Here is a 25814-nt window from a genome sequence, read left to right as displayed (position 1 = left end):
ACATGGCGACTAACCCACGTTACGATGGACAGCCGCTGCTTAGGCTGCTGGAGCTTTATGTGCTCTGGGCCATTGGAGAACTTTCTCAAGAGTCGGAGGGTGGCTTGAAAAAGATGGCCCCCAAACTGCAATCTATCTATGGCGGCGACGGACAATGGCATGATGCAATTGCCCAAGCCATGCACATGCCCGAGGGAATGCCGGCAGCAATCCGGGATATGTGGGCAAAGAATCTCGAAATCGCCCGTGTCAATAATGTAACGCTTACGCCCCAGCAATTTGCCAAGATGTTCGTGGACAACAACTTCGCAGGTTGAACGCTGTTTTCTGATTGGAATTGCGGTGCTGGCTGGCGTTCTACGGCGCCCCCCTCGTCCTGCCCGACATCTCCCCGGAGGGGGATTACGGTGACGATGCACTTTTATGAATTCTATCGATACGGATCGGAGTGAAATCTAGACAAAGAAAATAGTGCAAGAGCACGACTCGCCAAATGTAGGCAGCCCCGAAGCAAGAGCCTGGGCGCGAAATTATCTAAAAGATCGATAGTGCGTGCGAGAAGCGCGGCAACTGGGTTGCTGACCGAGGCGAAAAGGCTGATGCCGACCTTGTGCTGCAGTTACGGTGACAGCGCACTTTTATCGGTCCCACCCATGTGACGGGGGTTAACCTCCCGACGCGCCCACGCCCCAAAATCAGACCCTTTTCACAGCCTCGCTTGCGCGGGGCTTTTTTCATGGAGCAAGCCTTATGGCCCGACCTGCAACCGCCGCCGTTCGCCTGTTGACCGGCGAGCGCGAACCCGTGCGCCTGGCAACGACGGCGAACCTGGAGACGATCGTCATCGACGGCGTTGCCTGGATCCAGGGCCTCAAAATGGTTGACGGCGTCCAGACAGCGACCGGCGACCGGGTGCTGGTCAAGGATCAGGCGGACGCCAGGCTGAACGGCATCTATACGGCCTCGGAAGGCTACTGGTACCGCGCCGCCGATGCGCGCACGGGGCGCACCATGCAGAAGGGAACGACGGTGCATGTCCAGGAGGGCACGGCTTCGGCCGCTTTCGTCTATGCCTTCCAGACAGTGAGCCCCGTGATCGGTGCCGACGACATTGTGCTGTCGTTTTACCAGTCCGACGACACCGTCGGCGATATCCAGGCAGCCGCGCAAGGCATCATCGACCGGGCCCAGGCCGCGGCGGACGTGGCGACGGGCGCCATGACGACGGTGCTCGATCCGCAATTCGCAACCAAGGCGACGGCGGAGGCCTANCGCCCAAGGCATCATCGACCGGGCCCAGGCCGCGGCGGACGTGGCGACGGGCGCCATGACGACGGTGCTCGATCCGCAATTCGCAACCAAGGCGACGGCAGAGGCATACTCACCGGCGATCGCGCCGGATTATATCAGGACTGCCGGCTATTCGCAGGTCGGCGACGGCCAAGCCCTCTACAGGAAGAATGGCACCATTTCGGCTGGCGGGGGCGGCCTGGCGATCACGCTGCAAGATGGGGCGAAAGCCGGCTTCGACATCATCAACGCACCGAGGGCAAAGGAGATCAACATTCGCTCTGCGGGCGCCGACACGGCAGCCGGCAACAACAGGACCGCGATCGTCAACGCCATTGCTGCCGCCGGGCAGGGCAGGGTGATCATCCCGGCTGGCACATTTTCGCTGGCCGGCAATATCGACATTCCGCAGGGGCTGATGGTCGAGTTTGACGACAAGGCGCTTTTACAGCGCACCGAGGAGGCCACGCACCTATTCAACCTGAAGGGCGACAACCGCATCATCGCTCCAAAGGTCAACGGCGCCTGGAATCATGTCGCGGCTCCGAACGGCTTTGGCGTTTTCAACATCAGCGGCATTTCAGGCGTCACGATCGAGCATGGCACGCTCACCGGTGCGCAAGGCGATCACTACCGCATTGCCGATTCCAACTGGGTCTACATCGACGACGCCAGGGGCGACACGGCGCGCAACATCGTCACCATCAACGACGATGTTTCCGGCACAAGTCACGTGTTTGTCCGCCGCGCTCGCGTGAGTGCCTATTTGAACGGTTTCGATGCAGAGAGCGACGACGACTGGCCGGTGAGCGATATCGAGGTGGATATCGACTGGACGCAGCTTGGCGGCGTTCAGCTTGGTGCGGCCGTCGCCTTCACCCGCAGCGCTGTGCCCGCCGGATCGGTGTTGAAGTACAAACGCCTTCGCATCAGTGCCAAATCCAGGGATGGCCTTTATGGTCTGGTGCTGCGAGGGGCCAAGGATATCGAGGTGCGCAGCCTGGTGACGGAAGGCGTGCAGCAAGGCATTCGCGCCGGCACCGGCCATCATATCGAAGATCTTCGCCTGCTGTCCTTCGACATCCAGGCGACACATCAGGGCATCTATATCGAAACCCCGGCCGGGCAACAGATCTCGCGCGGCGTCAGGATTGGCGCCGGCCGCATCTTTGGGTTCACCCAGGCCAATGCCTATGGCGTCTTCAGCGCGGCGGATGAGACCATTGTGTCGGCTGACACGCTTGTCGACATGGGCGGCGCAGCCGCTTCCATCGGCGTTCGATTGAACGGCGACATGTCGCAAACCCATGCAGGCATCGCGGATGCGCGATCGTCCTATGTCGCCCTGTCGACACTATCGAGCGAACGGCAGAGGGCGACGGGTGGCCTTTTCAAGGCGACGACCGGCAGTGTCGTCAACGACGTGAAAGTCAGCGGATCCTCGCCGAACATCGAGGTGCGGGGCAACATCTACTCCGGCACGGCGACGGGCAAGCCAACCGATAACGGATCGCACATAGCGCTGATTGAAGGAAACCGGGGCGGCGATCTTTTCAAGGGCTATAAATCGACGCCGGACGCAACGCCCGTTCTTATGGTCTTCGAAGCCGGAAACAGCTTTGTTCCGATCAGGCCAGGGCAAGGCGCAAAGTTCACCGTCGATGTCGCTGCCCGCCGCACGGATGGTTCATCGTCGACCAGCGCCGGCTATGTGTTCGCCGGGGTGATCCGCAACACGGGCGGAACCCTGGCGATCGAAGGTGCGATCACCAAAACGGTGATCGGCGAATATGCAACCGACGCCGCATCGCTCGACGCGTCGGTCACCGCTGGGGCTTCCGGAATTGAGGTGACCGTTACCGGCGTCGCGGCAAAGACCTATGGCTGGAACGCCGTTGTGCGGCTTCAGGAGGTTTGATTCTGCTGAGAAGTTCGACGCCGCTGCGCCATCACAATCGCCACTGATGTCATCAGCCGGCTGATCGGCAGGCCCGAGGGATGGGCTCGCTGCATTGCAAGACCAAAATCTTTTTTCAGCCTCGCTTTTGCGGGCTTTTTTCATGGAGCAAGCCAGCATGGCCCGATCTTCAGCCGCCGCCGTTCGCCTTCTGACCGGCGAGCGCGAACCCGTTCGTCTGGCAACGACCGCCAGCATTGCGTTTTTCGGCCTTCAGACCATCGACGGGGTGGCGACGGAGGTGGGCGACCGCGTGCTGGTCAAGGACCAGGCCGACCAGACGCAAAACGGTATCTATACGGTAAGCGAAGGCCGATGGTTCCGCGCCGCCGATGCCCGCACCGGGCGCACCATGCAGAAGGGAACGACGGTGCATGTCCAGCAGGGCAACGCCTCGGCCGATTTCGTCTTTGCCTTCCAGACGCTGAACCCTGTGATCGGTGCCGACGACATTGTGCTGTCGTTCTACCAGTCCGACGACACCGTCGGCGATATCCAGGCAGCCGCCCAAGGCATCATCGACCGGGCCCAGGCCGCGGCGGACGTGGCGACGGGCGCCATGACGACGGTGCTCGATCCGCAATTCGCAACCAAGGCGACGGCGGAGGCCTATTCCCCGCCGATAGCACCCACATACATCCGCACCGCCTTCTACGACAGCTCTCAGGTGGCAGGCAGCGGCGCTGTGTACCGCAAGAATGGAACGAATGCCGGGGATTTGGTGATCACGCTGAGCGATGGCATGATGAAGACGGGCTATACTCTCGCCTCAACCCCGGTGACGGCATCAATGCTCGGGGCGCGTGGTGGCGGTGCGAATGCCACGGCTGCAATAGGTGCACTGCTCGCGGGCAGCTATCCGCATGTGCTGATTGACGGCTCCTACCAGACAGACGGCAACCACACGATCTCGACAGCGAAGAAGCGCGTCGAATGCCTGGGCGGCTCTGCTCTGATCCTGCGCACGCCAGTCGGTACCGTTACCGCCCACCATCCCGTCATCGATATCGCTGCCGATGACGTCCTGATAGACGGGGACCTCACGATCGATGGTGGATCACATGCCGGCTACCAGGCTTCTATCGGTATTCGCGTCGGCCTTTCCACTGGTGCACGCCGGAAGCGGCCGACAATTCGCGGCGTGAAAGTCCGCAATCTTGGCCTTGCCGGCGTGATGGCGCTCTGTGTCGACAGCCCGACGATTGAGGACATTGACGGCTATAACATCGTCACGCCAACCGGCGGCGAGTTTGGCGATACGGTTTACGTGGCCGGCGTCCGCAAGCCGATCGTGCGCAACATCCGGTCGGCGAAGTGCAAACGCGACGGCGTCGTGTTGACCTATACGGGGAACCTAAACACCACCGACGTGTTGGTCGACGGGGTTTTCGCGGATGCACATCTCGACAGCCCCTCCGCCGGTGTCTGGGTGGAGATGACCGGTGCGCGAGATCCACGAGGGATCATAACCAACGTGGTGGCGAATGACTGTCTGGTTGGCGTAGCTGCGACTGACGCCAACAGCGAGATCGTCATTTCGAATGTCAAGGCAATCGGCAACCGGCTCTCCGGTAGTTCTGCCGGTAACGTCTTCGGCGTTCAGATTCAGTCGGGCCGGCTCGATAACTGGTACATCGATCGCTACAACACAGCCCTGCAATTGGAGCCAAACGGCGAATATCAGTTCGCCCTCAGCTCGCAAGTTGGATCGTTTGCGACTGGCGAAACGGTCAGCGGCGGCACCTCTGGCTCAACCGGAACCCTGCGGTTCCAACATTTTGAAATCGTCATCACCGGTTCAACCGTCGACTATGAACTCGGTGAGACGGTGACTGGCGGTTCATCCGGCGCGACGGGCATCTTGGTCGACTTCTTTGCCAGCGTGCTGAGGGTCTTGCCGATAAGCGGGACGTTTCAGGCCGCTGAAACAATCACTGGGGGCACCTCTGCGGTTGCCAAAACGGCAAACAGCGCGACCCGGCGCATCTATGTGCGCGGTTCGGCCGGCATCTTTCCGGCTGGCGAGACGATCACGGGCGGAACGTCAGGTGCCACAGCCGTAATCGCCGCGCCCTACCAGACGCCTCTTGCGATCGGTCCGGGCACGTTGATGAACTGCTCGACCGACGCCATTGTCGTTGCGAACGTCGTGACACCGGCGAGCCTTAGCCTTTCTGGCATTAGGGGAAACACCCAGTNGACGTGTGCTCTTCCGATCTCCGACGCCATTGTCGTTGCGAACGTCGTGACACCGGCGAGCCTTAGCCTTTCTGGCATTAGGGGAAACACCCAGTCGCATGGCATCCGGTTCAACCTTTCCGTGGGCCAGCGGCTGCGCAAAGCCAGTCTCAGGGACATCGCCCTGAAGAACTCGACCTCCATTGGCATTGCCTTTCGGGTAACCACCGGCGGCGCGATAGACGAAATGCTGGTCGATGGTTTCGACATGTCGGAATGGGTTGGCGATGGCACCGGCAGTTCCATCACGGCCGGCATCGTGACCAGGTTTATTGGCGGCAACAATCCCGGCCTGCAGGGGACGTCGAGTGTGCCGATCAATCTGACCGTCAACACAACGCTGTCCGGACTTCATAACCGGGCACTCTGCCACAACAACGGCGCCGGCGCGACGTGGACACATACGCTGCCGCCTGCCGTGCCTGGCCTTCGGATCGGTTTTGCCGGAGTGCACGCAACCCATGTCATGAACATCGAGCCCAACGGGACGGACACGATCAAGGGCGGCGGTGCAGGGAAATATCTCATTCTCGATCCCGGCGAGCGTGTAACCCTGGAGGCATACGCAACGGGCTCATGGGTGGTCAGCGCGACAGTCGGCTGGGCGGGCGATTTCGAGTTGTAGACTTTGTCGTTGTGAATGACCGAATCGCCTAGGTTGCTTTTTTGATCCAAATGGACGAACGAAAGATATGGTCCTCGCTCTGTGGTCAATGGTGGCCGTGACCACCGTTATACTTGTAGCCCGCCACAATCGGGTTTCTGTTGTAGCGATTGGCTATGTCGGCCTTCTTGCTTATTCGGTGCCCGCGCTGATTGGCTTCACGCGGCCTGTGAGCGCGAAAGGATTGGTGCCATATCTCGAGCCGGCATCGTCGGAAGCAATTCTGGTGATGGTCGCTGCTTGGCTAGGGTTCGGGCTGGCGCTGCTGCTGATGCCTTCGTCTGTGGACGGGGGGCGTCCCCCTTGTTACCAGCTGCACCCGATGCGGGTCACCTGGTTCATTCGGTGCACGCTGATCATTTCTTTAGCCTGCTATGCATGGATGGCAAACAGGGCTGGACTTGAGTGGTACGCGATGGAGCGTGCCGACATCTATGACGCTGTTGGTGGGCTCATTTCCATCGTGTGGCGTTGGGTCAGCGGCATCGGCCTTCTGGCATCGATCTATTTCGATAGGTTGTGGGGTCGCGGCGCTCGTATTAATCAAGCCATCTTTGCGTTAATGGTCGCACTTAATGCGATCGCGGGCGATCGGACTGTCCCGGTGATCTTGGCAATGGCGTTTGCCATCGTGTTATTGTGGGAGTGGCCGATAACGAAGGCGGCCCTGCATTGGAAGGCATGGGCGATCGGGCTGGCGACGCTTGCGATCATCTTCTTTATGAAGCCCTTCTATCTGGCCTACAAACGCGACCTGCCGTTTGGCAGGATGCTGACAGGCGGTTCTGATCCGATGGCTATGGTGGCCTCCTGGGAAGCCTTCGGCACTCATGAAAACATCGAAGGGCTGATTAGGAGTAGCACGACCTATCCATGGTGGAACACGGTTCGCGATACCTTGGCGCAACTGCTAATTCAGCCGTCGGCCTTCGGCTTCGACAGCACTGGGTTCAACACGGTGCTCCAGACCCAGATATTTTCGCAGGCGTTGTACGGCTTGGCTGGTACATTCTGGGGGCAGGCGTGGGCGATTGGTGGTATTCCCGTTGTGATCGTATTTGGGTTGATCTATGGCGGAGCGTTGGTGGCGTTGCACCATGCTTCGCTCAAAAGTAAGGGTATGTGGTTCTTCTTCTGGATCATCCTCGGCAGCGTGATTGGGGTCTATGCGCACCGGAATGCCTTGGAGAACGTTCTTGCGCAGGCACGGCAGCCATTCGTCGGTTTCGTGACGATTCAGGTCTTGGTGTGGGTACTGCTCTTCGGGCGCTTCCATACCAGCGTTCCGGCTGTTCCGATTGTGGGGCGAGACTACGGCAAATGAACTGATGTTGAGCAGCGCCTTGGGGAGGCAAATGAATGGTGGAGCAGGTATATCTCGATCGGCAGCATGATCGTCTTGTATTCATCGACCGACCAGCCGACGAAGGATTCTGGGACGATCGTTGGGCGCAATCCCTAACAGCAGCGGACATTCGGAAAAAGAGCGTCTTTGTCCAGCATGTTACCCGAAAGTATTTAAGCCCGTCTGATCGAGTGATTGATGCAGGCTGCGGTGTGGCCAACACAGTCTTTGGGCTCCATCACGCAGGGTTCGAGGCATACGGATTAGACTTTGCCCCCGTAACCATCGCTAGGATCAAAAAGCACGCCCCCGAACTTAATATCGTTCTCGGTGACGTGCGAGAAATGCCATTCGAGGATGCCTTTTTCGAAGGGGTGTGGTCCTTGGGGGTGATCGAACACTTCAAGGATGGTTACGCATCGATCATCGAGGAGGCACGCCGAGTGCTGAAACCCGGCGGACTCCTTTTCCTAACTGTCCCCAGCGTGTCGCCATTGAGGCGTCTAAAGATGCGGCTCGGTCGATACGAAGATGTGAGTGCCGCGGACATGGCCCGATTTTACCAATTTGCCTTCACCCCGAACGACACAATTAGAACGATCAGCGGGATGGGGTTCCGGCTTTTGGAAAGTCGGTCCAGGGGCGGATATCTGGGGTTGATGCGGGAAAGCAACTTGTTAAAGCGCCTGCTTGAACCATTGTATGAGAGCCGGTCGCGACCGATGGTGACCTTACGACGTGCGATCGACCTAGTGATCAGCCCAGTATCCTTTCACACAAAGCTGTTCGTCTTCAAAAAGCACTAGCTGAACTCGCTGAATTTTCGAACTCCGACCTCAGTTACTTGTATCCAGCGAGTTGTCGCGGGATCGTCTTCGTACGGCATGAACGTGGTTCGGCGCTTCGACTGAAGTCCTATTGATCTTTATCCTGACGGAGCTTCTCATCGATGTCTCTCAGGCTTTTGTTGTACGCGCGCGTCTCTCGCCGCACCCCTATCGTGGCAATAACTACCCACGCGATAGAAAAGGCGCCGATGAGTATTCCTAAAACTAAATGTTTTATGTCAGGCATATGTGCTTTTATACGTCCTAGGTGTCAATCACTTACCGAGCGCACGAGTCTCTTGCCGACACTCAGAATTTTAAAGTCTGTATCTGCCAACTTGGCGAATGATATCCAGAATCATAATCGCCCGCGCCAAACCTAACCTCCACCCGGCGAACATACCAAAAATCAAAAACTGAACAACTGCCCGGAAGGGCGGAAAGGAACCACCATGGACCGCAACTTCGCGCGGGCGCTTGCGCTTGTTCTCAAATCGGAAGGCGGGTGGTCGGACAATCCGGCTGACCCCGGCGGCGCCACCATGAAGGGCGTGACGCTTGCCAGCTTCCGCCGCTATGTGAAGGCCGACGCGAGGAAGGCGGATCTGCGTGCGATCAGCGACGCGCAGGTCGCCACCGTTTATCGCCGCTTCTACTGGGACGCTGTGCTCGGCGCCGAATTGCCCGATGGCGTCGACCATGCGGTGTTCGATTTCGCCGTCAACAGCGGGCCTGGCCGGGCGGCCAAATATTTGCAGGCGGCCGTCGGCGTTGCGCAGGACGGGCGGATCGGACCGGTCACCGTCGCGGCGGCCAAGGCAAAGCCGGCCGGCGTCACCATCGATGCGCTTTGCGATGCGCGGCTGGCGTTCCTCAAGCGGTTGCCGACATGGGCAACATTCGGGCGCGGCTGGTCCGATCGTGTCAGGTCGGTGCGGGTTCAGGCCCTGCTGATGTCGGCGCAGGGCCCCGCGGCACCGGTGGCCGCGCCGGCGTCGCCCAGGTTTGAGACATCGGCTGATGTGATGCCGGCGACCCAGCCCGTGCAGCCGGCATCCGGCGGCAAGACGGCTGCCGCGGCCGGCATCCTCGTTCTCATGGCCGGAGCGCTCGCGGCCTTCCGGCATCGGGTCGCCGATTTTTTCGGGAGCCTGTTTCAATGACATGGTTCAACACCAATGCGCTGCACAATCTCCTCAACACGCTGATCGCCATCATCTGCGGCGGCGCGCTCGCCGGCTTCGACTGGACGCTGCTCGGGGTGGGCGACCGCACCGCGCTTCAGATCAGCGGCGCCATTGCCCTTGCCAAGATCATCATCAACGCGGTGCGTGACGGGCCGCGCGGCATGGTCGCGCCGCCGGCCAAGGAGACATGAGATGGGAACACTCGCCCTCGCGCTGCTTGGCCAGGCCTGGCCGTATCTTCTGGCAATGGGCGCCGCGCTTGCCGGTGTCTGGACGGCCTATGCCAAGGGCAAGGCCAGCCAGAAGGCCAGGCAGGATGCGGCCGACGCAGCGGCGCGCACCGAAGCCCAGAAGATCGACGATGCCGTCGCCGGCCGGGCGCCGGACGACAACAGGGGGAGACTGGCCAGATGGTCAAAATCATAGCGCTCTCGCTCCTGCTGGCCGGCTGCACCAAATCAGGCGGGTCGTTCTGCGCGGCCGGGCATCCCCTCCGCCCGACAAGGGCAGAGGCGGCGACCCTTTCCGATGCGTCGGTGGCGGCGATCCTGGCTCACAACGAAAAGGGCCAGAAACTTTGCGGCTGGAGGCCATGATGAACGATCTTTTCGACCTGCTCGGCATCAAGGGACCGGTCGTGGCGGCCGGTCTCGCCGGCGGCGTTCTGCGCGCGCTGTCGCGGCATCGCTACAAGCTGCGCGAAATGGTGGCCTCGCCGATCTGCGGCGCACTTGCGGCGGCCTACCTGACGCTGCCGGCGGTTTCCTACGCCAGGATCGCCGGCCTGCCGATGCCCGATCCCGCCGACGACACCACCACGCTGGCGGCTGCCTTCCTGATCGGCGTCTGCGCCATGTGGATTTCGGACGTGCTGTTCGAGTTTGTGGTGCGGAGATTCAAGCCGGGGGTGGAGGAGTAGCTATTGGCACCGCGTCGTCTGTTGGCTACTGCCTCGGAATTACCGAGGCAGGCAACCTGGCGCGGCGCTGCTCTCATTTCCAGAAACGACCGCTGCCCGCTTCGGCTCACGCCGGGGCGGCTTTTTTGTATTTCGATCGGCTATTGCTGAGCGGCATTCGATCTGACCGGTCTCGTCATCGCCCGTTGTCACAAGCAAGTTAATCATGTCGGTTATGCATAATGATTATTGTTAATTTTTGATTGATGCACCGAAACCAGATAAAGACTTGAGCGGATGAAGTGTTCATATATTGTTAAACAAGAGGTAGACCACAGAAGACGGAAGCCATCTCCATCATCAAACGGGAGTAGCTTTCATGAACAAGTTCACTGTTATTTTAGCCGCTGTTGCAGTTGCATCGTCCGTTGGAGCCGCCGAGGCAGGTTGTGGGTGCGGAGGTTCGGGCGGCTGGGGAGGCAATTCGGGCAGCCTGATCAATGTTTCGCCATCCATCGACCTGGCAAGATCACCGCGCTGAACGACGTGCTCAGCGGCAACAACATCCTGAGCGGCAATGTCGTCTCAGGCATNGCGGGCTCGGCGTCAACCTGCTGGGCGGCAACAGCTACAGGCTGGGCAAGCGCCACTAGTTCGGCGCTGCATTCCAATCATCGAAGACAACCCAAAATAGCCCGTTCCGGTTCGCCGGGCGGGCTATTTTCGCGTGTCGGGCCGATCAAGCGAGGATGTTGACCGCGCGTGCCGCGACCAGCGCGATGGTCAGCAGCGAGATCATGGCCTCGGCCATCATCAGCAGCTTGGCGCGCTGGGAGAGTGGCAAGGTATCGGTGGGCGAAAATGCGGTCGCATTGGTGAAGGCGAGGAAGAAATAATCGACGAAGCCGGGCAGCCAATCTCGAAGCTCACGGTCGTTCAACGTCATCTGCGCGAACAGGAAATCGGCCTGTGCGAGCTTGACGAGGCCGCAGGTCGGCGGACCGCCGCGGTCGGTGCTCCAGAACCACAAGGCAAACACGATGACGTTGGTAACCCAGATGTTGAGTGCGTCGATCAGCAGCGTCGTACCGCTGTTGCCGGCATGGCCCTCCAGCAAGGCACGCACCAGCAGGACCAGCGAACCGCAATTCATGATGCTGATGATGGCGGTCATGGTCAGGGCTGTTCTGCGGATCATGACCCGAAACTGGCCGATCGCATGCCACTCGTGGTCCTCGACCGCCTTTCGGGTGGCGGCCTGTGTCCAGGCGGTGGCCACCGACAAGGGCAGCAGCAGGGCCGCCTCCAGCGCGGGCGCCACCCAGCGCGGCCCGAATGAGAGATTGTTGATGACCAGAAGCTGCAGGCAGATGATGACGAGAACGGCCGCACGGGCCATCCAGAAATCGAGCGCACGGTAATGAATGACGGCATGGTGGTGGCGCATTTTTCAAATCCTGGATGCTTTTTTGGGGACGGGAGCCGGTCAGGCGTAGGCGACACCTGCCGCGATCACGCCCAAGGCGCCATGCCCGGCATGTTCAGGGTGCTGCGGGATGGCGTGTTCCATTGTTGTCTTGCTGGCATGTGATGACGGGAGAGGCGGCATGGTGGCGCGAAACTCTGCCTCAATCTTGGTTTTGCAATGGTCGGCCAAGTATACATTTTCGTAAGCTTCAAGTTCTGGGCTGTTCGTAAAACCGTCCGGTGTGATTTATCCACCGCATGACGCGAATCGACGAACCCATGAACGGTTGGCTGCCGGTCGGCAGTTCTGTTCCAGGCGACTGGCGGCAGTCGTCGATCTGGCCGGGTCTGATGCGCTATCCAGAAGCCGGCCTGGCGCTTTTATGCCTGACGCAGATCCTGTGCTGGACCGTGGTTCCGGCGCTTGTCGATGCCGCCCCGCCCGGCGATGTCGTCGAGAGCTTCATGTGGGGCCGCGAATGGGTGCTTTTGACCTACAAGCATCCGCAGCTCCCCGGCTGGCTGCTCGAGATCAGCCATCTTCTGACCGGATCGTTCCGCTGGCCGCAATATCTGCTCGCCCAGCTTGTCGTCTCGGCGACCTTCGTCTTCGTCTACCTGCTGGCCCGCGACATGCTCGGGAGAACCCGCGCGCTGGCCGCCGTGCTTTTGATGCCGTCATTGTATTTCTTCGGCTGGCCGACACCGCAGTTCAATCATGATTACGCGCAGATGCCCTTCTGGGCCGCAATCTGCTGGCTGCTGTGGCGTGCGGGCCGTGGCGGTGGGCCGGGCTGGTGGCTGCCGCTCGGACTGGTGTCGGGCGTCGGGCTCTATGCCAAGTTTTCCACCGGGTTGCTGTTGCTCTTCGGGGCGATCTGGCTGTTGTCGGACACACGGGCACGCAACCGGCTCGCCACGCCCTGGCCCTGGCTTGGGCTCGCGGTTTTCCTCGCCGTCGCCGCGCCGCTGGCCGTCCAGCTCTACCGCATCGATTTCCTGCCGCTGACCTATGTCGCCGGCCGCGATGAATGGGTGTTGGTCCACCGCGCCCGCCTTTACTATATCGGTGTCCAAATGGCGGGGCTCTGCGGCTTATTGCTGGTGCTGGCGATATCGGGGCTGTTGCGGCGTTCGCCCGCGCCGGAACAGCCCATCGAGCGCGGCGCGCTGGTCTATCTCGTGTGGATGGGGCTTGGTCCGGCGGTGCTTGTCATGGTGGCTTCGCTGTTCACCGGCGCCGGCGAGGCGTGGGGCGCGCCGATGTACAATCTGGTCGGCGTTGTGGCGCTCGCCTTGCTGGGTCATCGGCTCGGCGCCGTCGAACTGCGGCGGCTGGCGATCTGCGCGTTCGCCTGCATCCTCGGCATGTCCGGTGCCTATGCGGGCATCCGCTGGACGAGTTGCAATTTGCGCGGGCGCATGGATGCCGTCTGCTGGCCAGCGCGGCAGATTTCGGACGAAGCCGAGGCGGTCTGGCACGCGGCGGTGCCCGGTCGGCTCGACATCGTCGGCGGCGATACCCGCATCGCGTTGCTGGCGGGCCTCAACGCCTATGACAAGCCGTCGATCTTCACCGACCTCGACATGCGGCTCGCCCCCTGGATCACCAGCCAGCGGCTGCGCGATCACGGCATGCTCCTGGTCTGGCCCGGGAGCGGCGTGCCACCTCGGCTGCTGGCGTGGCTGGGCAACATCCCCGTCAAGACCGTTCTTTTCGACTGGTCGCTCAGGGCACCACCGGTGGCGATCAGCTTTGCCGCCATTCCGCCTGGCATGAAGCTACCGGGTTTGATCGACAGGCTCGCCCAAACGAGCAACTGAAGTAGATCCACCGCGTCCGCTGGACGAAGCAGGTGACAATGCCCATTTATGGCGAGACCACTTGCTTTTACGCAATTCCAGACGGAAAACCGCTACACACTTTTCCTGGAATTGCTTTTGAGGAGACGTGACATGGCGACTTCGACCGAACGTGCAGTCCTTGCCGGCGGCTGTTTCTGGGGCATGCAGGATTTGATACGGCGCTATCCCGGCGTCATCTCCACCCGTGTCGGCTACAGCGGCGGCGACGTGCTCAACGCCACCTACCGCAACCACGGCACCCACGCAGAAGCCATCGAGATCAATTTCGATCCGGCCATCATAAGCTTTCGCACGCTGCTGGAACGCTTTTTCCAGATCCACGATCCGACGACCCGCAACCGCCAGGGCAACGATGTCGGGACGAGTTATCGCTCGGCGATCTATTACACCAGCGACGAACAGAAGCGCGTTGCCGAGGACACCATCGCCGATGTCGATGCCTCGGGCCTGTGGCCGGGCAAGGTCGTCACCGAAGTCGCACCCGTTGGTCCATTCTGGGAAGCCGAGCCCGAGCATCAGGACTATCTGGAGAAATATCCCGACGGATACACCTGCCACTTCGTCAGGCCAGGCTGGAAGCTGCCGGTTCGCGAGACGGCGGTTTCGTAGATTTGCAACTGCGATTTGCCCTGCATTGCTGCTCGACGGTGTCGTCGAGCAGATCATCGCATCCAAACCCCTTTCGGTCAGCGCGGCTTGTCGCGTCGGTGAAGCCATCGAGCTTTCACCAATGTGCGAAAGCGCCCTTCGAACACCTTCGTCAACGGCGAATGCGGATGCGGTAGGCAAACACGGTCAGGCGGTTGACAGCCTGCCGTATCGCGGTCCAACTGCGCAGGAAGAGTTGATTTCGGGAGACGGGCCGTGAAAAAAGTTTACGAAAAGCCAGTGTTTGTAAAACGCGAGCGTCTTTCGGTTGTCACTGCCTTGGCATCGCCTTCCACTCAGCCGACCTGACAAGCTCGCCCTGACCTGTCGGCCCGTTTGAGCCGCCGAAGATGAGGCCGATCGAATCGACCGATCACTCGGAGCCGATCACAGCCGTTTTTGTCCTCGATATCTCTAACTATACGGGGCCTCTGCTCGCCGGCTGGCTAGAGGCTGGAAATGCAATTGGCGCGATCATCGTACCCGGGTTCCGGCGTCGTCCCACCGGTTTCAGCATTGGCAATTTCCGGCGAAGGCTTCAACGCAAGCTGCTGCTCAGGCGGTTTATCGGTAACACGCCTGTCAAGTTGATCGAATTTGGCCGTCCTTACGATTGGAATGCGCTTGGTCGGCAATTGTCTGACGTCCGCGCCGATGTGCTGGTCTGCTACACTTTGCCTGTCTTGATCCCTCAAGAGGTTCTTGGCCATTTTTCCAAAGGCGGGGTCAACCTCCACCCGGCGCTGCTCCCCGACTATCGAGGGCCCCACCCGATCCAGCGCTTGGCCGTGGACGGCCGGCATGCGGCTCATGGCGGCGTCACGCTCCACAAGATGTCCGCCGGTTTTGACGAGGGTGACATTCTCGGGCAGGTGCCGTTTTCCGAAGCTGACTGGACATCGAGAGAAGCCCTGGTCGACAGCACGGCAACCGCTATGCGGATTCTGGTGAGCGAGGCGGTGCCGACCTACTGCCGGGGGCTGTTGTCAGGAATGCCGCAGCCGAAAGGCGATTTCGTCTGGGCGCGGCTTCAGCCCAGCCACCTGATAATCTCGCCGGCCATGTCGGTCGAGCATGTTGTACGGCTATGGCATGTGCTTGGCCTTCTGCCAGGCATCTATCTTGAAATCGGAACGCGCAAAGTCAGGCTGGGATTCCAGATCAGAAGGCTGGGGCCCTGCACAGGAAAGGCTCCGGTCAGGCGGTGGGGAACAGTGGAATTTGATCTCGCCAACGGTCGGGTCCTGTATTTTACCTACGGTAGAGTGCTCAAACGGCTGCTCAATTCGAAACACCTATTTTCGCGCCCGCCCGCCGGGAGACCCGCTCCAGAAATCCGGCTGTTCGGCAAAGCGAGTGCTGCGGACCAGAAAAACGGATGAAGTCGCTGGGCGATGCCCAGCGGCTTCATCCGTTTGCGACGTGGTTACTTGCCACAATGATTATCGTTTACCGTTGGCGCCGTCGCGTTACCATCGGCGTCCGGCTGCGCGCCTTGCGGGTTGGTCGGGCAATTCTGATCCGCGTTCGAATTCATGTCCCCTACCGTGCCAGTCGTGCTGTTGGTCGTGCCCGGGTCGACAGTGTCCGGCTCGATCGTATTCGGGGAAGCCGGCGTGTTCGGCTCAACCGTCACCGACTTGCCGCTGCCGCTTCCATTTGCGTTGTTGCTGCCGGCGCTTTGCGCCATGGCTGACGTGGCCAGACCAATGGTGAGAACCGAAGCTGCGAGGATTTTCATGAACATGGTTTGTCTCCATTTCTGTGAAGTCGTCGCTTATTTTCTACGAAAGTGATCGCGTTGCGACTGTGGGGACAACCGGTCGCGGCGGCGAAGGTTCCCGACAAAATTCCGCTCAGGCGCACCGTGACTGGCGCAATGCTTTTGGCGCAGTGCTCTGAAAAAACGGCTTTCCCTTGAACTCGAATGATGCTTTAAGGCGCACATCCACAGGGGTGCTCCGTACGGTCGGGGCTGAGACGGGGGCGGCAAGCCCACAGACCCTAGAAGCTGATCTGGGTAATACCAGCGGAGCGAGGCGGGCGATGTTTTCAGGCGCACAGATTTCCCTATACCCCATGACCGACGAATTCGTCGGTGTCATTCTTGGCGCGCTCGGTGCGCTCGATCCCTGGCGCGACAAGCTCAGGATCGAGACCGACGACATCTCGACCTTGCTGGTCGGGTCGCCCGAAGTGCTGTTTCCCGCCATGCGCGACCTCTTCGTGGCGGCGGCACGTAGCGGCAAACATTGCGTGTTGTCGGCCACCATCTCGCGCGGGTGCCCTGGCGAGCCGGATGATCCGATCTGCCGCTCCGATGCACTTGGCGGGCCTGTCGGGCCACTCGGCCCGCGCAAGGATGCGGCCATCGCGGCGGTGCGCAATGCTGCTGCCACCGGCCAGCCGGCGGCGGCGCAGTTCTCGCTCTATGTGATGGGCACCGACGACCACATGGACGAGATCTACGGCTGCATCGATTTTCTCAAGCAGTCCGGCGTCTATGAGCGTTCCAAGCATTTCTGCACGAAACTGCGCGGTGATGCCGGTGCGATCTTTTCGGCGCTGGACGAGGCCTTCTGCCGCTTCGGACCAGGCGCCGGCCACGTAACCCTCGACGTCACGGTCTCGGCCAACAGCCCGTCGGCTGTCTGAAGCTGCCGCCGCCTCCGCGCGGCCGTCAAAGGTTATCTCCCGTGGTCTCATCATCATTCGCTTCGCGCCCGATCGCGGGCCTTCTTGTCAAGGCAATGCCGGCCATGATCTCGGTCGGTTTGCTCCTAGTGGCGTGGGAGCTTTATGCCACCTATTCCGGCATCAGGCCGACGATACTGCCGGCGCCGTCGCGCGTTTTCGAGCAAGCGCTGCTCAATCGCCAGGCGCTGGCCGACAACGCCATTCCGACCATCGGCGCCACGCTGCTCGGCTTTGCCTGTTCGCTCAGCGCCGCCTTCGTGCTGTCGATGCTGGTCGACTTCTTCCAGCCGCTGCGGCGTGCGCTGTTTCCCGTCTTAATCGTCAGCCAGACCTTGCCGCTGGTGGCCATCGCGCCGCTGGTGGTGCTGTGGTTCGGCTTCGGGCTGGCGCCCAAGATCATGCTGGTGGCGCTGGTTACCTTCTTTCCGATGCTGGTTGCATTGGTCGAGGGTTATGAGTCGACCGAGGCCGAGATCGGGCAAATGCTGCGCGCCATGGGGGCAGGGCGCTGGCGCATCTTCGTGCTGGCACGGCTGCCTTCGGCGCTGCCCTATTTCTTCGCTGGCTTGAGGATCTCCATCACCTACGCCGTGGTCGGCGCGATCTTCGCCGAATATGCGGGGGCCGCGAAGGGGCTGGGCATCTACATGCTCAACGTCAAGAACAATTTCCGTCCTGACCTGGTTCTTGCCGCCGTCGGAGTGAGCGCTGCCCTGACCCTTGTCCTGTTCGGGTTGACTGTACTGCTGCAGCGCCTTGCGATGCCCTGGGAGCGGGCCGGCAAGGAAACCGCCGGGAAGGGAGCCTGGCGATGAGCCGGCTGGAACTGCGGTATGTGCGCAAGGCGTTCGGTGGGCTCGACGTGCTGGCCGATATTTCGCTTAGCGTCGGCGCTGGTGAATTCGTCTCGATCCTTGGACCCTCGGGCGCCGGCAAATCGACGCTCTTCCAGCTTCTGACCGGCGCCGAGCATGGCGAGGGCGAGATGTTGTTCGACGGCGCGCCGCTCGACGACCACGGCAGGCATTTCGCCTTCATGCCGCAGCGTGACGCGCTGATGCCGTGGCGGCGCATCCTCGACAACGCGACGCTCGGGCTCGAAGTCCAAGGCATGAGGAGACAGGCGGCGCGGGTGCGCGTTGCGCCGTTGTTTGCCGAATTCGGGCTTGCCGGCTTCGAGCGGCATTTTCCAGCGCAACTGTCCGGCGGTATGCGCCAGCGCGCGGCCTTGCTGCGCACGGTGGTGCAGCAACGCGACATGCTTTTGCTCGACGAGCCGTTCGGCGCGCTCGACGCGCTGACCCGCACGGCCATGCAGCGCTGGCTGGAACAGATGTGGCGGCATCATCGCTGGACGGCGCTCCTGATCACCCATGACGTGCGCGAAGCCGTGTTCCTGTCCGACCGCATCTATGTGCTGTCGGCGCGCCCGGCCCGCATCGTGCGTGAAATCAAGGTGCCGCTGCCGCGCCCGCGCAGCCTTGGCGGCGATGCCGCGCGCCAGGCAAGTGCGCTCGAGGCCGAGATTCTCGACATCATCCTCAACGCCACCCCATCCAAAGGACACGATCATGATTGACTTGACGCGCCGGCAGGCCTTGTTGCTGACCCTTGCCACAGGCCTTCCGCTCATTGCCGGATCGGGGCGAGCCCAAGCACAATCGGCACAAAAGGTCACCGTTGCCCTCGACTGGACGGTCAACACCAACCACATCGGACTGTTCGTCGCCCGCGACAAGGGCTTCTATCGCGAGGCCGGGCTCGAGGTCGACATCCTGCCTTACAGCGATACCGGTGCGGGCACGCTGGTTGCAAATCGCGTCGCCGATTTCGGCATCAACGGCACCATCAGCCTGTTCACCCAGAGAACCGCCGGAGCGGACCTGAAGGGCGTCTATGCGGTGGTGCAATCGGAAACCGGCCGCGTGGTCTTCAATGCGGCCCGCAGCGAGATAGTAAGCCCGAGAAACCTCGACGGCCTGACCTATGGCGGCTTCGGCAGCGCCTGGGAAAACGCCCTGATATCGACCATCATCCGCCATGATGGCGGCAAGGGCAATTTCGAGACGGTGACGCTCGGCACCTCAGCCTATGAGGCGCTGGCCAATGGTTTGGTCGATTTCACGCTCGAAGTCTCGACCTGGGAAGGTGTCGAAGCCGAGCTCAAGGGCGTCAAACAACGCAGCTTCATCTATGCCGATTACGGCGTGCCTGACGAGCATACGACACTGATCTCTTCGAGCGAAGCCTATCTCCAGGCAAACCCCAAGCCTGCGGCAGCCTTTGTCCAGGCGACACGGCGCGGCTACCAGTTCGCGGTCGATCACCCCGAAGATGCGGCAGCCCTGCTGATCGCGGCCAACAACGATGCGTTGACCAATCCGGCGCTGATCCACGCCTCGCTGAAGGCGCTGATCGACGGCCATTATCTGCGCAGCCAAAGCGGCGCCATCGGGACGATGGATTCGGCCAAGATGGAAGCGATCGGCGACTATCTCTTCGCGTCCGGAATCTTGCGCGATGCCGATGGCAAGCTGGTTGCTCAACGCCCGGATTTCGGGAGCTATTTCCGCAACGACTATCTGAGCTAGTCTGCCAAGATCAAATGAAATGGGTCGCCCGTCTTTCTGGACGACCGCGTGGAGCAGGGTCGTCTGGATGTGGCACCCTGGCTCCCCGACAGCCAGTTTAACACCGATCTGATCTTGTTGATTAACTGCCCGGCAATGGTTGCGTGCAAAGGTCGCCTCGAGGATCATCGGGGTGTTTGCATTGCTCATATCAAAAAGCGAGGCGCTTTCGCACGTCAGTGACGGCAGGATTCTGTCCGCAGCCCGAAAGCGCGAAATCCTGGCGGATTTGCGCGAAGGTTTCTTTCGGATCTGCGCGCTGGCCTTCGCGGGCATGTTCGTCTACCGCGGCGTATATCACCTGATGCTCGACCCGACCCGCATCAATGTGGCGCTGGTGGCAATCTCCGAGATCCTGACCTTTACCTGGCTGCTTCTGTCGCGGCGACCGCAGGTACGCGACTGGAACCCGCTGACGGTGGTTGTTTCGGTGGTCGCCAGCTTCGGTGTCGGCTTCATCGACCTGGAACCGGGCGTGGCCATCATCCCGGTCTATGCCGCTGCGCCGCTGCAAGTCCTGGCGTTGGGGTTCGTGATCTGGGGGAAGATATCGCTAGGGCGTTCTTTCGCCATTCTGCCGGGCAATCGCGGCGTGATGACCGACGGTGCCTACCGCCTGGTGCGGCACCCGATCTATGCCGGATACCTTGCCGGTCATGTCCTGTTCCTGCTGTCGGCCTTTTCCTTCTACAATCTTGCTGTCTACGCCGCGATCACCTTCTTCCAGGTTCATCGCATCCTGCGCGAAGAGGCGCTGTTAGCCGCCACGCCGGAATACCGGGACTATATGAAGCGCGCCCACTACAGGCTGTTCTACGGGATCGTCTGACAAGCGGGCCGGCGCAGAATCGTTCGGCCTGCAATCACGCTTGCACTCTCTCACTCCCGCATCCGGCCGCCGATAGACTCTGGCCACTTGCAATCATCGCGGCGGTCTTGCTGATCTTGCGAGAGGCCTATCCATGTCCAGCGCGGTGTGCGGCATGGAGCAGAGTAACGTCCGATCGCCAATGCCTTACGAATTGTTCGTGTAAAGAACAATTATTCAAACTTTAATATCATTTTGTTTCAGAAATTTTGTTGATGTACACCACGCCTCAGGTTCAGTATTCTCTCTCTGAAACTGAAATTCACCACCTCGCGTAGTTGATCTTGCAATCGGCCTCTCGCCAATTGCTTTAGCGCAACGACAACAGGAGAGTGTTATGGCTCACACCATCAAGACAGTCGCCAATATGTTGGCGGGTAGTGCGGTAATTTTAGCTCTTTCCCTGCCCGCCAATGCTGCGGGAATCGGCCTTGGCGTTGGTGCCTCGGTGGGTGGTAGCGGCGGCGTCAATGCCGGTGTCGGGGCTTCCGTTGGCGGCAGTGGCGGCATCAGTGCCGGAGTGGGCGCCTCGGTCGGCGGCAGCGGTGGTGTAAATGCCGGTGCCGGTGCCAATGTTGGCGGCTCGAGCGGTGTCAATGCTGGTCTCGGCGCTTCGGTCGGCGGCAGCAACGGCATCAATGCCGGCGCGGGCGCCAACATCGGAGGGTCTGGCGGCATTACGGCCGGCCTTGGCGCCAATGTAGGCGGGACGAGCGGCGTCGGCGTGGGTATTGGTGGCGGCATCAATCCAGGCAATCCGTCGAACCCGAGCAATCCGTCCAATCCGTCAAACCCCAGCAGGCCGAGCCTGCCGGGTGTCGTGGCCCAGATGTCGGATAGCAACGTGGCGCGAATGAAGAAGCGCTGCGTCGACGTGCTCAGCAGCGAAGGCGCCTACGACCGCGATCTACGGCAACTCTGCCTCCTGATCGCTCGTCGCTGATACTGGAGGGGCCGGGGATTGGAAGTGCCGAATCAGCCGTGAGGCTCGACCGCACTCTCCTGGCCTCCGGCCGGTAGGAAAGCCCGCCACGCTGGCGGGCTTTCTGCGTCCACAGGCGTGCCGGAATCAAATTCTGGTTGCCATCATCTGGATGGCCGCTTCTGTTGCCGGCAGACCTCTTCCGCACGCGATGCCCGCCACAATCGCGCGGAACGGTAGAGCCTTTGGAGCGCTCGTCTTTGAACATCGCTATGAGTCTTGGAACCATACCGATCATCATTGCGCTGCTTGGCGGCCTCAGCGGCCTCGGTGGCGGTCCGTTCTACGGCACCGGCTACTATGGCGGCGGCGGCCTTGGGCTCGTGCTGCTCATCGCCATCGTGCTTGTCGTGCTCGGGCGTATCTAGGCGGGTTATCGCAACTGATCGCAATCTCGTGAGCGCCCCCAATATCGGCGTGCACCGGATTGTGATGCAGGCAAGCCGGCTTGTGATCCTGCACTCTGCAAAACTTTCGTATGGTCATTGCGGTCCACACCCCCCCGTGGAAACAAGAGGAGAGGGTCCCACCCCTTGTCCTCCTCCAAGGCCCGCTCCGGTTCACCGTAGCGGGCTTTTGCTTGCTGGCGAGGGGAAACCGGCTCGCATCAAACCCTATGGGCAAGGCATCCAGAAGCTGACGCCAGTCGACTATTCCATGTCAGGTACGTCGCCGCTGACGAAGAGCGTGTTCGGCGGGCCGTATTCGCCCAGCGTCGGATCGGCCTCGCGGCTCCAGGCGATGACGCCGGCATGCTTTGCCGCTAGAGCCCTGGCGGTGCGTATGGCGCGGTCTTCGCTCTGCTGGTCGGCGGGTCCAAAGGCTGGGAACAACTCGCCATCCTCACCGCGATCGAACGCGACCACGACGATCAGCCTGGGATTTTTCTGGCCACTGGAATCGGACATCTTGCACCTTTGTCGCGGAACCTATCACATTGCGCGGGGTTGAAGGCCGCGAATCGATGAATGCCGACTTTGGGGAGTGGCATCGTGCAAGATCAGCGTTTCGATGAGCCGGTCAGGATTGCGCTCGGCCCATCGCGAAACTCGATCTTCAACGTGGAGCGGGTCGCTCAGGCTGCCGACATCCTGCTGAACCGCTGGCCGGTTGCACCCGGGCAAAAGCATATGGTTGCCCGTAAGGTCTGTCTGGCCGTGCTAGAGGGAAAGAAAGAAGTCTCGGCGGCAAGGGCGGCGTTCATCAACGCCGCTATCGAGGCGGACATTCTCGTTGAGCCGCGTGAGGTGTCGATCCCGTAGCCTGCCCGGTGAAATTGAATCAAGGATCGGCTCTATCCTCTTGGTTGATCTCGGTCTTTCACACCAGCTTTTCCGGGCCATGGCAACCGGCCAGTTCGGCGCGCTCTGCGGACAATCCGAAATTCGGGGTTCATTGGGCCTGTTTCCGGCATCTGTTGACACGGCATTTCTATCCAGATATTGAACAGGACTATACAGGTTCACTGAACAGGTACCTATATGAAGCGGCGCGCGGTTCAACTGTCTCCCGGTACGGGCAAACCCGAGCAGATCGCCACCGTTCTCGAACATGAAATCCGCTCCGGTGTTCTCGGCTTCGGCGACCGCCTGCAAAGCGAGAATGAACTTGTCCAGCGCTTCTCCGTCAGTCGCAATACGGTCCGCAAGGGCCTCGAAGAACTGTCCAGCCGCGGGCTGATCACGACCAGGGTTGGTATTGGCTCGTTCGTCACCTTCGACGGCAAGCCGGTCGATGACTCCATCGGTTGGTCGCGCGCGCTGGCCGATGCCGGCGCCAATGCCGAGACGCGGACGCTGCGGCTGGAGGTCATCGAAGACCCCGATCTGGCTGCGCTGCTTGGTATCGAAAGCCCGTTCTTCATTGCCGTTGACCGGGTGCGCACCAACGCCAGCGACGGCCATGCGATCTCCATCGAGCGCAGCCGGCTGCCATTGTCCTCCGAGCTTGAGGACGTACCGTTGCGCGGACTGCGCGAGGGCTCGCTGCACCAGACGCTGCGCGCCGCCGGCCTCATTCCCGACCATGGCGAGGAATGGGTCGAGATCGAGATGCTCAATGCCGAGGATGCGGCCATCCTCGGTTGCCCACAAGGCACGCCCTTCCTGCGCGGCCGCCGGCTGACGCGTGCGGCTGACGATCGGCCGATCGAGTATGTCACCAGCCTGCTCAACCCGGCACATTTTGCGCTGCATATGAGGTTCTGAGCGATGTCGGATGCAACCAGCAAGGCCATCGATCGCGCCATGGGCGCGCTTGTCGGCGGAGCGCTGGGAGATGCGCTCGGCATGCCGACGCAGCTTTTGTCGCCGGTTCGCATTGCCGAACTCCACGGCCATGTCGAGGATTTCATCGAGCCTTTCGCCGATCATCCGGTGTCGAAGGGACTGGCTGCCGGCACCATCACCGACGACACCGAACAGGCGCTGCTGCTCGGCCGCATCCTGGTCGAATCCGGCGACCGTTTCGACCACGCGCGCTGGGTCAATGCGCTGCTCGACTGGGAGCGCGAGGTCAAGGCGCGCGGCAGCTATGATCTCTTGGGGCCGTCGACCAAACGGGCCATCGACGCCATCAACAATGGCGTACCGGCCGAGGAAGCGGGACGCAGCGGCGACACCAATGGCGCGGCCATGCGCATCGGGCCTGTCGGCATCATGATGCCGCTCGAACCATTGGAGGCGTTCGTCGCCAAGGTGGCGGAGACCTGCCGGGCGACGCACAACACCTCGATCGCAATCGCTTCCGCTGCTGCCGTTGCCGCTGCCGTCAGCCGCGGCATCGCCGGCGGTGGCTGGCGCGATGCTTCCGCCAGCGCCGTCGCGGCGGCGAGGCGAGGGGCGACGCTTGGTCATTGGGTCACCGGCGGCGACATCGCCGCGCGTATCGTCTGGGCGCAGGACATCGTGCGCGGCAAGGCGATCAGGGATGCCATTCGGCTGATCACCGATCTGGTGGGTACCGGCGTCGCCAGCCAGGAATCCGTCCCGGCGGCCTTCGCCGTGCTGGAAGTCGCCCGTGGCGACCCATGGCAAGCAGCTATCATCAGCGCCAATATCGGCGGCGACACCGATACGATCGGCGCCATCGCCGCCGGCATGGCCGGCGCCTGCAGCGGTTTTTCCCGATTGCCGCAACAGCATATCGCCCGGCTTGTCGGCCTCGACATGTCAGAGGTTCGCGCGCTTGCCGCCGACCTCGTGGCAGCAAGGGTGGCGAAAATCGGTTCCGGCAAGGATGCGGCGGAATGAGCGGCCGTCTCGTCCATGTCGGCAGTGCCGTGGTCGACTATGTCTACCGCATCGACGCCCTGCCGGCGCCCGGCATGGAAAAGACGGCGTCGAGCTTCGCCCAGGTCGCCGGCGGCGGCTTCAACATGATGGTCGCGGCCAGCCGCACCGGCATGCAGGTGGTGTTCGGCGGCCAACTCGGCAGCGGACCCAATGGCGATTTCCTGCGTGCCGCTTTCGCCGCCGAGGGCATCGCGACGCTGACGCCGCCATCGCCATTGACGGACAGCGGCAACTGCGTCGCCATGATTTCGAGCGACGCCGAACGCACCTTCGTGTCGTGGCCAGGGGCGGAGAGCGTGCTCAGCCGCGACCTGATGGCGCCGGTCGCGGTGGCGCCGGGAGACTGGGTGTTCACCTCCGGCTACACGCTAAGCTATCCCAAGAGCCGCGATGCGCTCACCGATTGGATCGAGGCACTTCCGGCAGATATTCCCTTCGTCTTCGATCCGACCCCGGTCATCTCGGACATTCCGCGCCCGATCCTGTCGCGGGTGCTTGCCCGCACCACATGGCTGAGCTGCAACAGGACGGAGGCGGTCGAGATTGCTGGCCCGGGCGATGTCGAGGACCTCGCGGCGCGACTTCTGGTCGACCATTGCCCGCAAGCTGCCGGTGTGGTCATCCGTTCCGGGCCAAAGGGGTGCCACGTACGGTTGGCCAATGGGTCAGCGCAGACCATTGCCGGCTTCAAGGTCAACGCCGTCGACACCAATGGCGCCGGTGACACCCATATCGGCGCTTTCGTCAGCGCGCTGGCTCGGGGCATCCCGCCCTTCGAGGCAGCGCGCTATGCCAATGCTGCGGCGGCGATTTCGGTCACCCGCCATGGCGGCTCGTCGGCGCCGAGCGATCACGAAATCCAGACATTCCTGAGCCATGCCGCCGACCCGCCGGGCGCAGGCCGGACACAAAAGGCCAATGCATAACAGCTGGAAAGCCTGACAAGCCCGGGAACCG

Annotated in this window: 28 protein-coding genes and 1 riboswitch; of the genes, 25 read left to right on the top strand and 3 right to left on the bottom strand. The window is 61.4% G+C overall.

All coding sequences use genetic code 11. From position 1 onward, the window contains the following. Positions 1–2: 2 nt before the first annotated feature. The 10 genes from X735_RS137455 to X735_RS1000000170095 all read left to right on the top strand — a co-directional run bounded on the left by X735_RS137455 (position 3) and on the right by X735_RS1000000170095 (position 10947). A complete protein-coding gene (locus tag X735_RS137455; protein WP_023814083.1) occupies positions 3–317 on the top strand; it encodes a hypothetical protein in 315 nt (104 codons plus the stop codon). A 1331-nt stretch (positions 318–1648) separates the two neighbouring features. Next, complete coding sequence (locus X735_RS1000000169450; RefSeq protein ID WP_196815365.1) at positions 1649–3208, top strand: hypothetical protein; 1560 nt, start codon at positions 1649–1651, stop codon at positions 3206–3208. 2969 nt (positions 3209–6177) lie between these two features. Then, positions 6178–7473: a hypothetical protein gene (locus tag X735_RS137465; protein WP_023814080.1), complete on the top strand. Its 1296-nt coding sequence runs from the start codon at positions 6178–6180 to the stop codon at positions 7471–7473. Between the two features lie 35 nt (positions 7474–7508). Beyond that, positions 7509–8300 carry a class I SAM-dependent methyltransferase gene (locus X735_RS137470; protein ID WP_023814079.1) on the top strand — a complete coding sequence of 264 codons (792 nt, stop codon included), beginning with the start codon at positions 7509–7511 and terminating at the stop codon, positions 8298–8300. Positions 8301–8773: 473 nt separating this feature from the next. Then, on the top strand, positions 8774–9484 hold the full coding sequence (locus X735_RS137475; RefSeq protein ID WP_023814077.1) for a glycosyl hydrolase 108 family protein: 711 nt from the start codon (positions 8774–8776) through the stop codon (positions 9482–9484). Continuing rightward, positions 9481–9699, top strand: coding sequence for a hypothetical protein (locus X735_RS137480; RefSeq protein ID WP_023814076.1), 219 nt, complete (start codon positions 9481–9483; stop codon positions 9697–9699). The genes X735_RS137475 and X735_RS137480 overlap by 4 nt, the downstream gene beginning before the upstream one ends. A gap of 1 nt (position 9700) precedes the next feature. Next, the gene (locus X735_RS137485; protein WP_023814075.1) at positions 9701–9934 is read left to right on the top strand and encodes a hypothetical protein; all 234 of its coding nucleotides are present in this window, start codon (positions 9701–9703) and stop codon (positions 9932–9934) included. Further along, the gene (locus tag X735_RS1000000168290; RefSeq protein ID WP_032909564.1) at positions 9919–10104 is read left to right on the top strand and encodes a hypothetical protein; all 186 of its coding nucleotides are present in this window, start codon (positions 9919–9921) and stop codon (positions 10102–10104) included. Before X735_RS137485 ends, X735_RS1000000168290 begins: the two co-directional genes overlap by 16 nt. Beyond that, a complete protein-coding gene (locus X735_RS137490; protein WP_013530789.1) occupies positions 10104–10427 on the top strand; it encodes a hypothetical protein in 324 nt (107 codons plus the stop codon). Before X735_RS1000000168290 ends, X735_RS137490 begins: the two co-directional genes overlap by 1 nt. 358 nt (positions 10428–10785) lie before the next feature. Continuing rightward, positions 10786–10947: a hypothetical protein gene (locus tag X735_RS1000000170095; RefSeq protein WP_245273312.1), complete on the top strand. Its 162-nt coding sequence runs from the start codon at positions 10786–10788 to the stop codon at positions 10945–10947. Positions 10948–11145: 198 nt separating this feature from the next. On the opposite strand, the gene X735_RS137495 is transcribed toward X735_RS1000000170095, so the two are convergent. Then, the gene (locus X735_RS137495) at positions 11146–11853 is read right to left on the bottom strand and encodes a hypothetical protein (protein ID WP_023814072.1); all 708 of its coding nucleotides are present in this window, start codon (positions 11851–11853) and stop codon (positions 11146–11148) included. A gap of 299 nt (positions 11854–12152) precedes the next feature. Between X735_RS137495 and X735_RS137500 the strand changes: the two genes are divergently transcribed. The 4 genes from X735_RS137500 to X735_RS1000000166920 all read left to right on the top strand — a co-directional run bounded on the left by X735_RS137500 (position 12153) and on the right by X735_RS1000000166920 (position 15769). After that, the gene (locus X735_RS137500) at positions 12153–13697 is read left to right on the top strand and encodes a glycosyltransferase family 39 protein (RefSeq protein WP_031213867.1); all 1545 of its coding nucleotides are present in this window, start codon (positions 12153–12155) and stop codon (positions 13695–13697) included. A 132-nt stretch (positions 13698–13829) separates the two neighbouring features. After that, positions 13830–14348, top strand: coding sequence for a peptide-methionine (S)-S-oxide reductase MsrA (gene msrA / locus X735_RS137505; RefSeq protein WP_023814070.1), 519 nt, complete (start codon positions 13830–13832; stop codon positions 14346–14348). A gap of 25 nt (positions 14349–14373) precedes the next feature. Then, positions 14374–14607 carry a hypothetical protein gene (locus X735_RS1000000169080; protein ID WP_155930624.1) on the top strand — a complete coding sequence of 78 codons (234 nt, stop codon included), beginning with the start codon at positions 14374–14376 and terminating at the stop codon, positions 14605–14607. 130 nt (positions 14608–14737) lie between these two features. After that, complete coding sequence (locus X735_RS1000000166920; protein WP_023814069.1) at positions 14738–15769, top strand: formyltransferase family protein; 1032 nt, start codon at positions 14738–14740, stop codon at positions 15767–15769. 44 nt (positions 15770–15813) lie between these two features. Here X735_RS1000000166920 and X735_RS137510 read toward each other — a convergent pair whose 3' ends face one another. Further along, positions 15814–16134, bottom strand: coding sequence for a hypothetical protein (locus X735_RS137510; RefSeq protein WP_023814068.1), 321 nt, complete (start codon positions 16132–16134; stop codon positions 15814–15816). Between the two features lie 195 nt (positions 16135–16329). After that, positions 16330–16443, top strand: a riboswitch (TPP riboswitch). Between X735_RS137510 and X735_RS137515 the strand changes: the two genes are divergently transcribed. From X735_RS137515 to X735_RS1000000168280, 7 genes are all read left to right on the top strand, one after another. Further along, entirely contained in the window at positions 16434–17042 is a 609-nt protein-coding gene (locus tag X735_RS137515) for a YkoF family thiamine/hydroxymethylpyrimidine-binding protein (protein WP_031213866.1), read from the top strand. It overlaps the preceding riboswitch by 10 nt. Before the next feature lie 95 nt (positions 17043–17137). Then, positions 17138–17899, top strand: coding sequence for an ABC transporter permease (locus tag X735_RS137520; RefSeq protein ID WP_023814066.1), 762 nt, complete (start codon positions 17138–17140; stop codon positions 17897–17899). After that, entirely contained in the window at positions 17896–18663 is a 768-nt protein-coding gene (locus tag X735_RS137525) for an ABC transporter ATP-binding protein (RefSeq protein WP_023814065.1), read from the top strand. Before X735_RS137520 ends, X735_RS137525 begins: the two co-directional genes overlap by 4 nt. Further along, positions 18656–19675, top strand: coding sequence for an ABC transporter substrate-binding protein (locus X735_RS137530; protein WP_023814064.1), 1020 nt, complete (start codon positions 18656–18658; stop codon positions 19673–19675). The genes X735_RS137525 and X735_RS137530 overlap by 8 nt, the downstream gene beginning before the upstream one ends. A 172-nt stretch (positions 19676–19847) precedes the next feature. Next, complete coding sequence (locus tag X735_RS137535; protein WP_031213862.1) at positions 19848–20543, top strand: isoprenylcysteine carboxylmethyltransferase family protein; 696 nt, start codon at positions 19848–19850, stop codon at positions 20541–20543. Between the two features lie 376 nt (positions 20544–20919). After that, positions 20920–21525: a hypothetical protein gene (locus X735_RS137540; RefSeq protein ID WP_031213861.1), complete on the top strand. Its 606-nt coding sequence runs from the start codon at positions 20920–20922 to the stop codon at positions 21523–21525. Between the two features lie 251 nt (positions 21526–21776). Continuing rightward, positions 21777–21932, top strand: a complete 156-nt coding sequence (locus X735_RS1000000168280) for a DUF3309 family protein (RefSeq protein ID WP_023814061.1) — start codon at positions 21777–21779, stop codon at positions 21930–21932. Positions 21933–22214: 282 nt separating this feature from the next. Here X735_RS1000000168280 and X735_RS137545 read toward each other — a convergent pair whose 3' ends face one another. Further along, entirely contained in the window at positions 22215–22472 is a 258-nt protein-coding gene (locus tag X735_RS137545) for a hypothetical protein (RefSeq protein ID WP_023814060.1), read from the bottom strand. A gap of 84 nt (positions 22473–22556) precedes the next feature. Here X735_RS137545 and X735_RS137550 point away from each other — a divergent pair, with 84 nt between their 5' ends. From X735_RS137550 to X735_RS137565, 4 genes are all read left to right on the top strand, one after another. Continuing rightward, positions 22557–22826, top strand: coding sequence for a DUF982 domain-containing protein (locus tag X735_RS137550; protein WP_031213859.1), 270 nt, complete (start codon positions 22557–22559; stop codon positions 22824–22826). 219 nt (positions 22827–23045) lie between these two features. Next, positions 23046–23771, top strand: a complete 726-nt coding sequence (locus X735_RS137555) for a GntR family transcriptional regulator (protein ID WP_023814058.1) — start codon at positions 23046–23048, stop codon at positions 23769–23771. A gap of 3 nt (positions 23772–23774) precedes the next feature. After that, complete coding sequence (locus X735_RS137560; RefSeq protein ID WP_023814057.1) at positions 23775–24815, top strand: ADP-ribosylglycohydrolase family protein; 1041 nt, start codon at positions 23775–23777, stop codon at positions 24813–24815. Continuing rightward, positions 24812–25783 (top strand): PfkB family carbohydrate kinase, encoded by a 972-nt coding sequence (locus X735_RS137565; protein ID WP_023814056.1) that lies wholly within the window; start codon positions 24812–24814, stop codon positions 25781–25783. Before X735_RS137560 ends, X735_RS137565 begins: the two co-directional genes overlap by 4 nt. Positions 25784–25814: the final 31 nt, after the last annotated feature.

It is taken from the genome of Mesorhizobium sp. L2C084A000 (assembly GCF_000502875.1).
Classification (GTDB): domain Bacteria; phylum Pseudomonadota; class Alphaproteobacteria; order Rhizobiales; family Rhizobiaceae; genus Mesorhizobium.
This window is presented reverse-complemented; position numbering and strand designations above follow the sequence as displayed.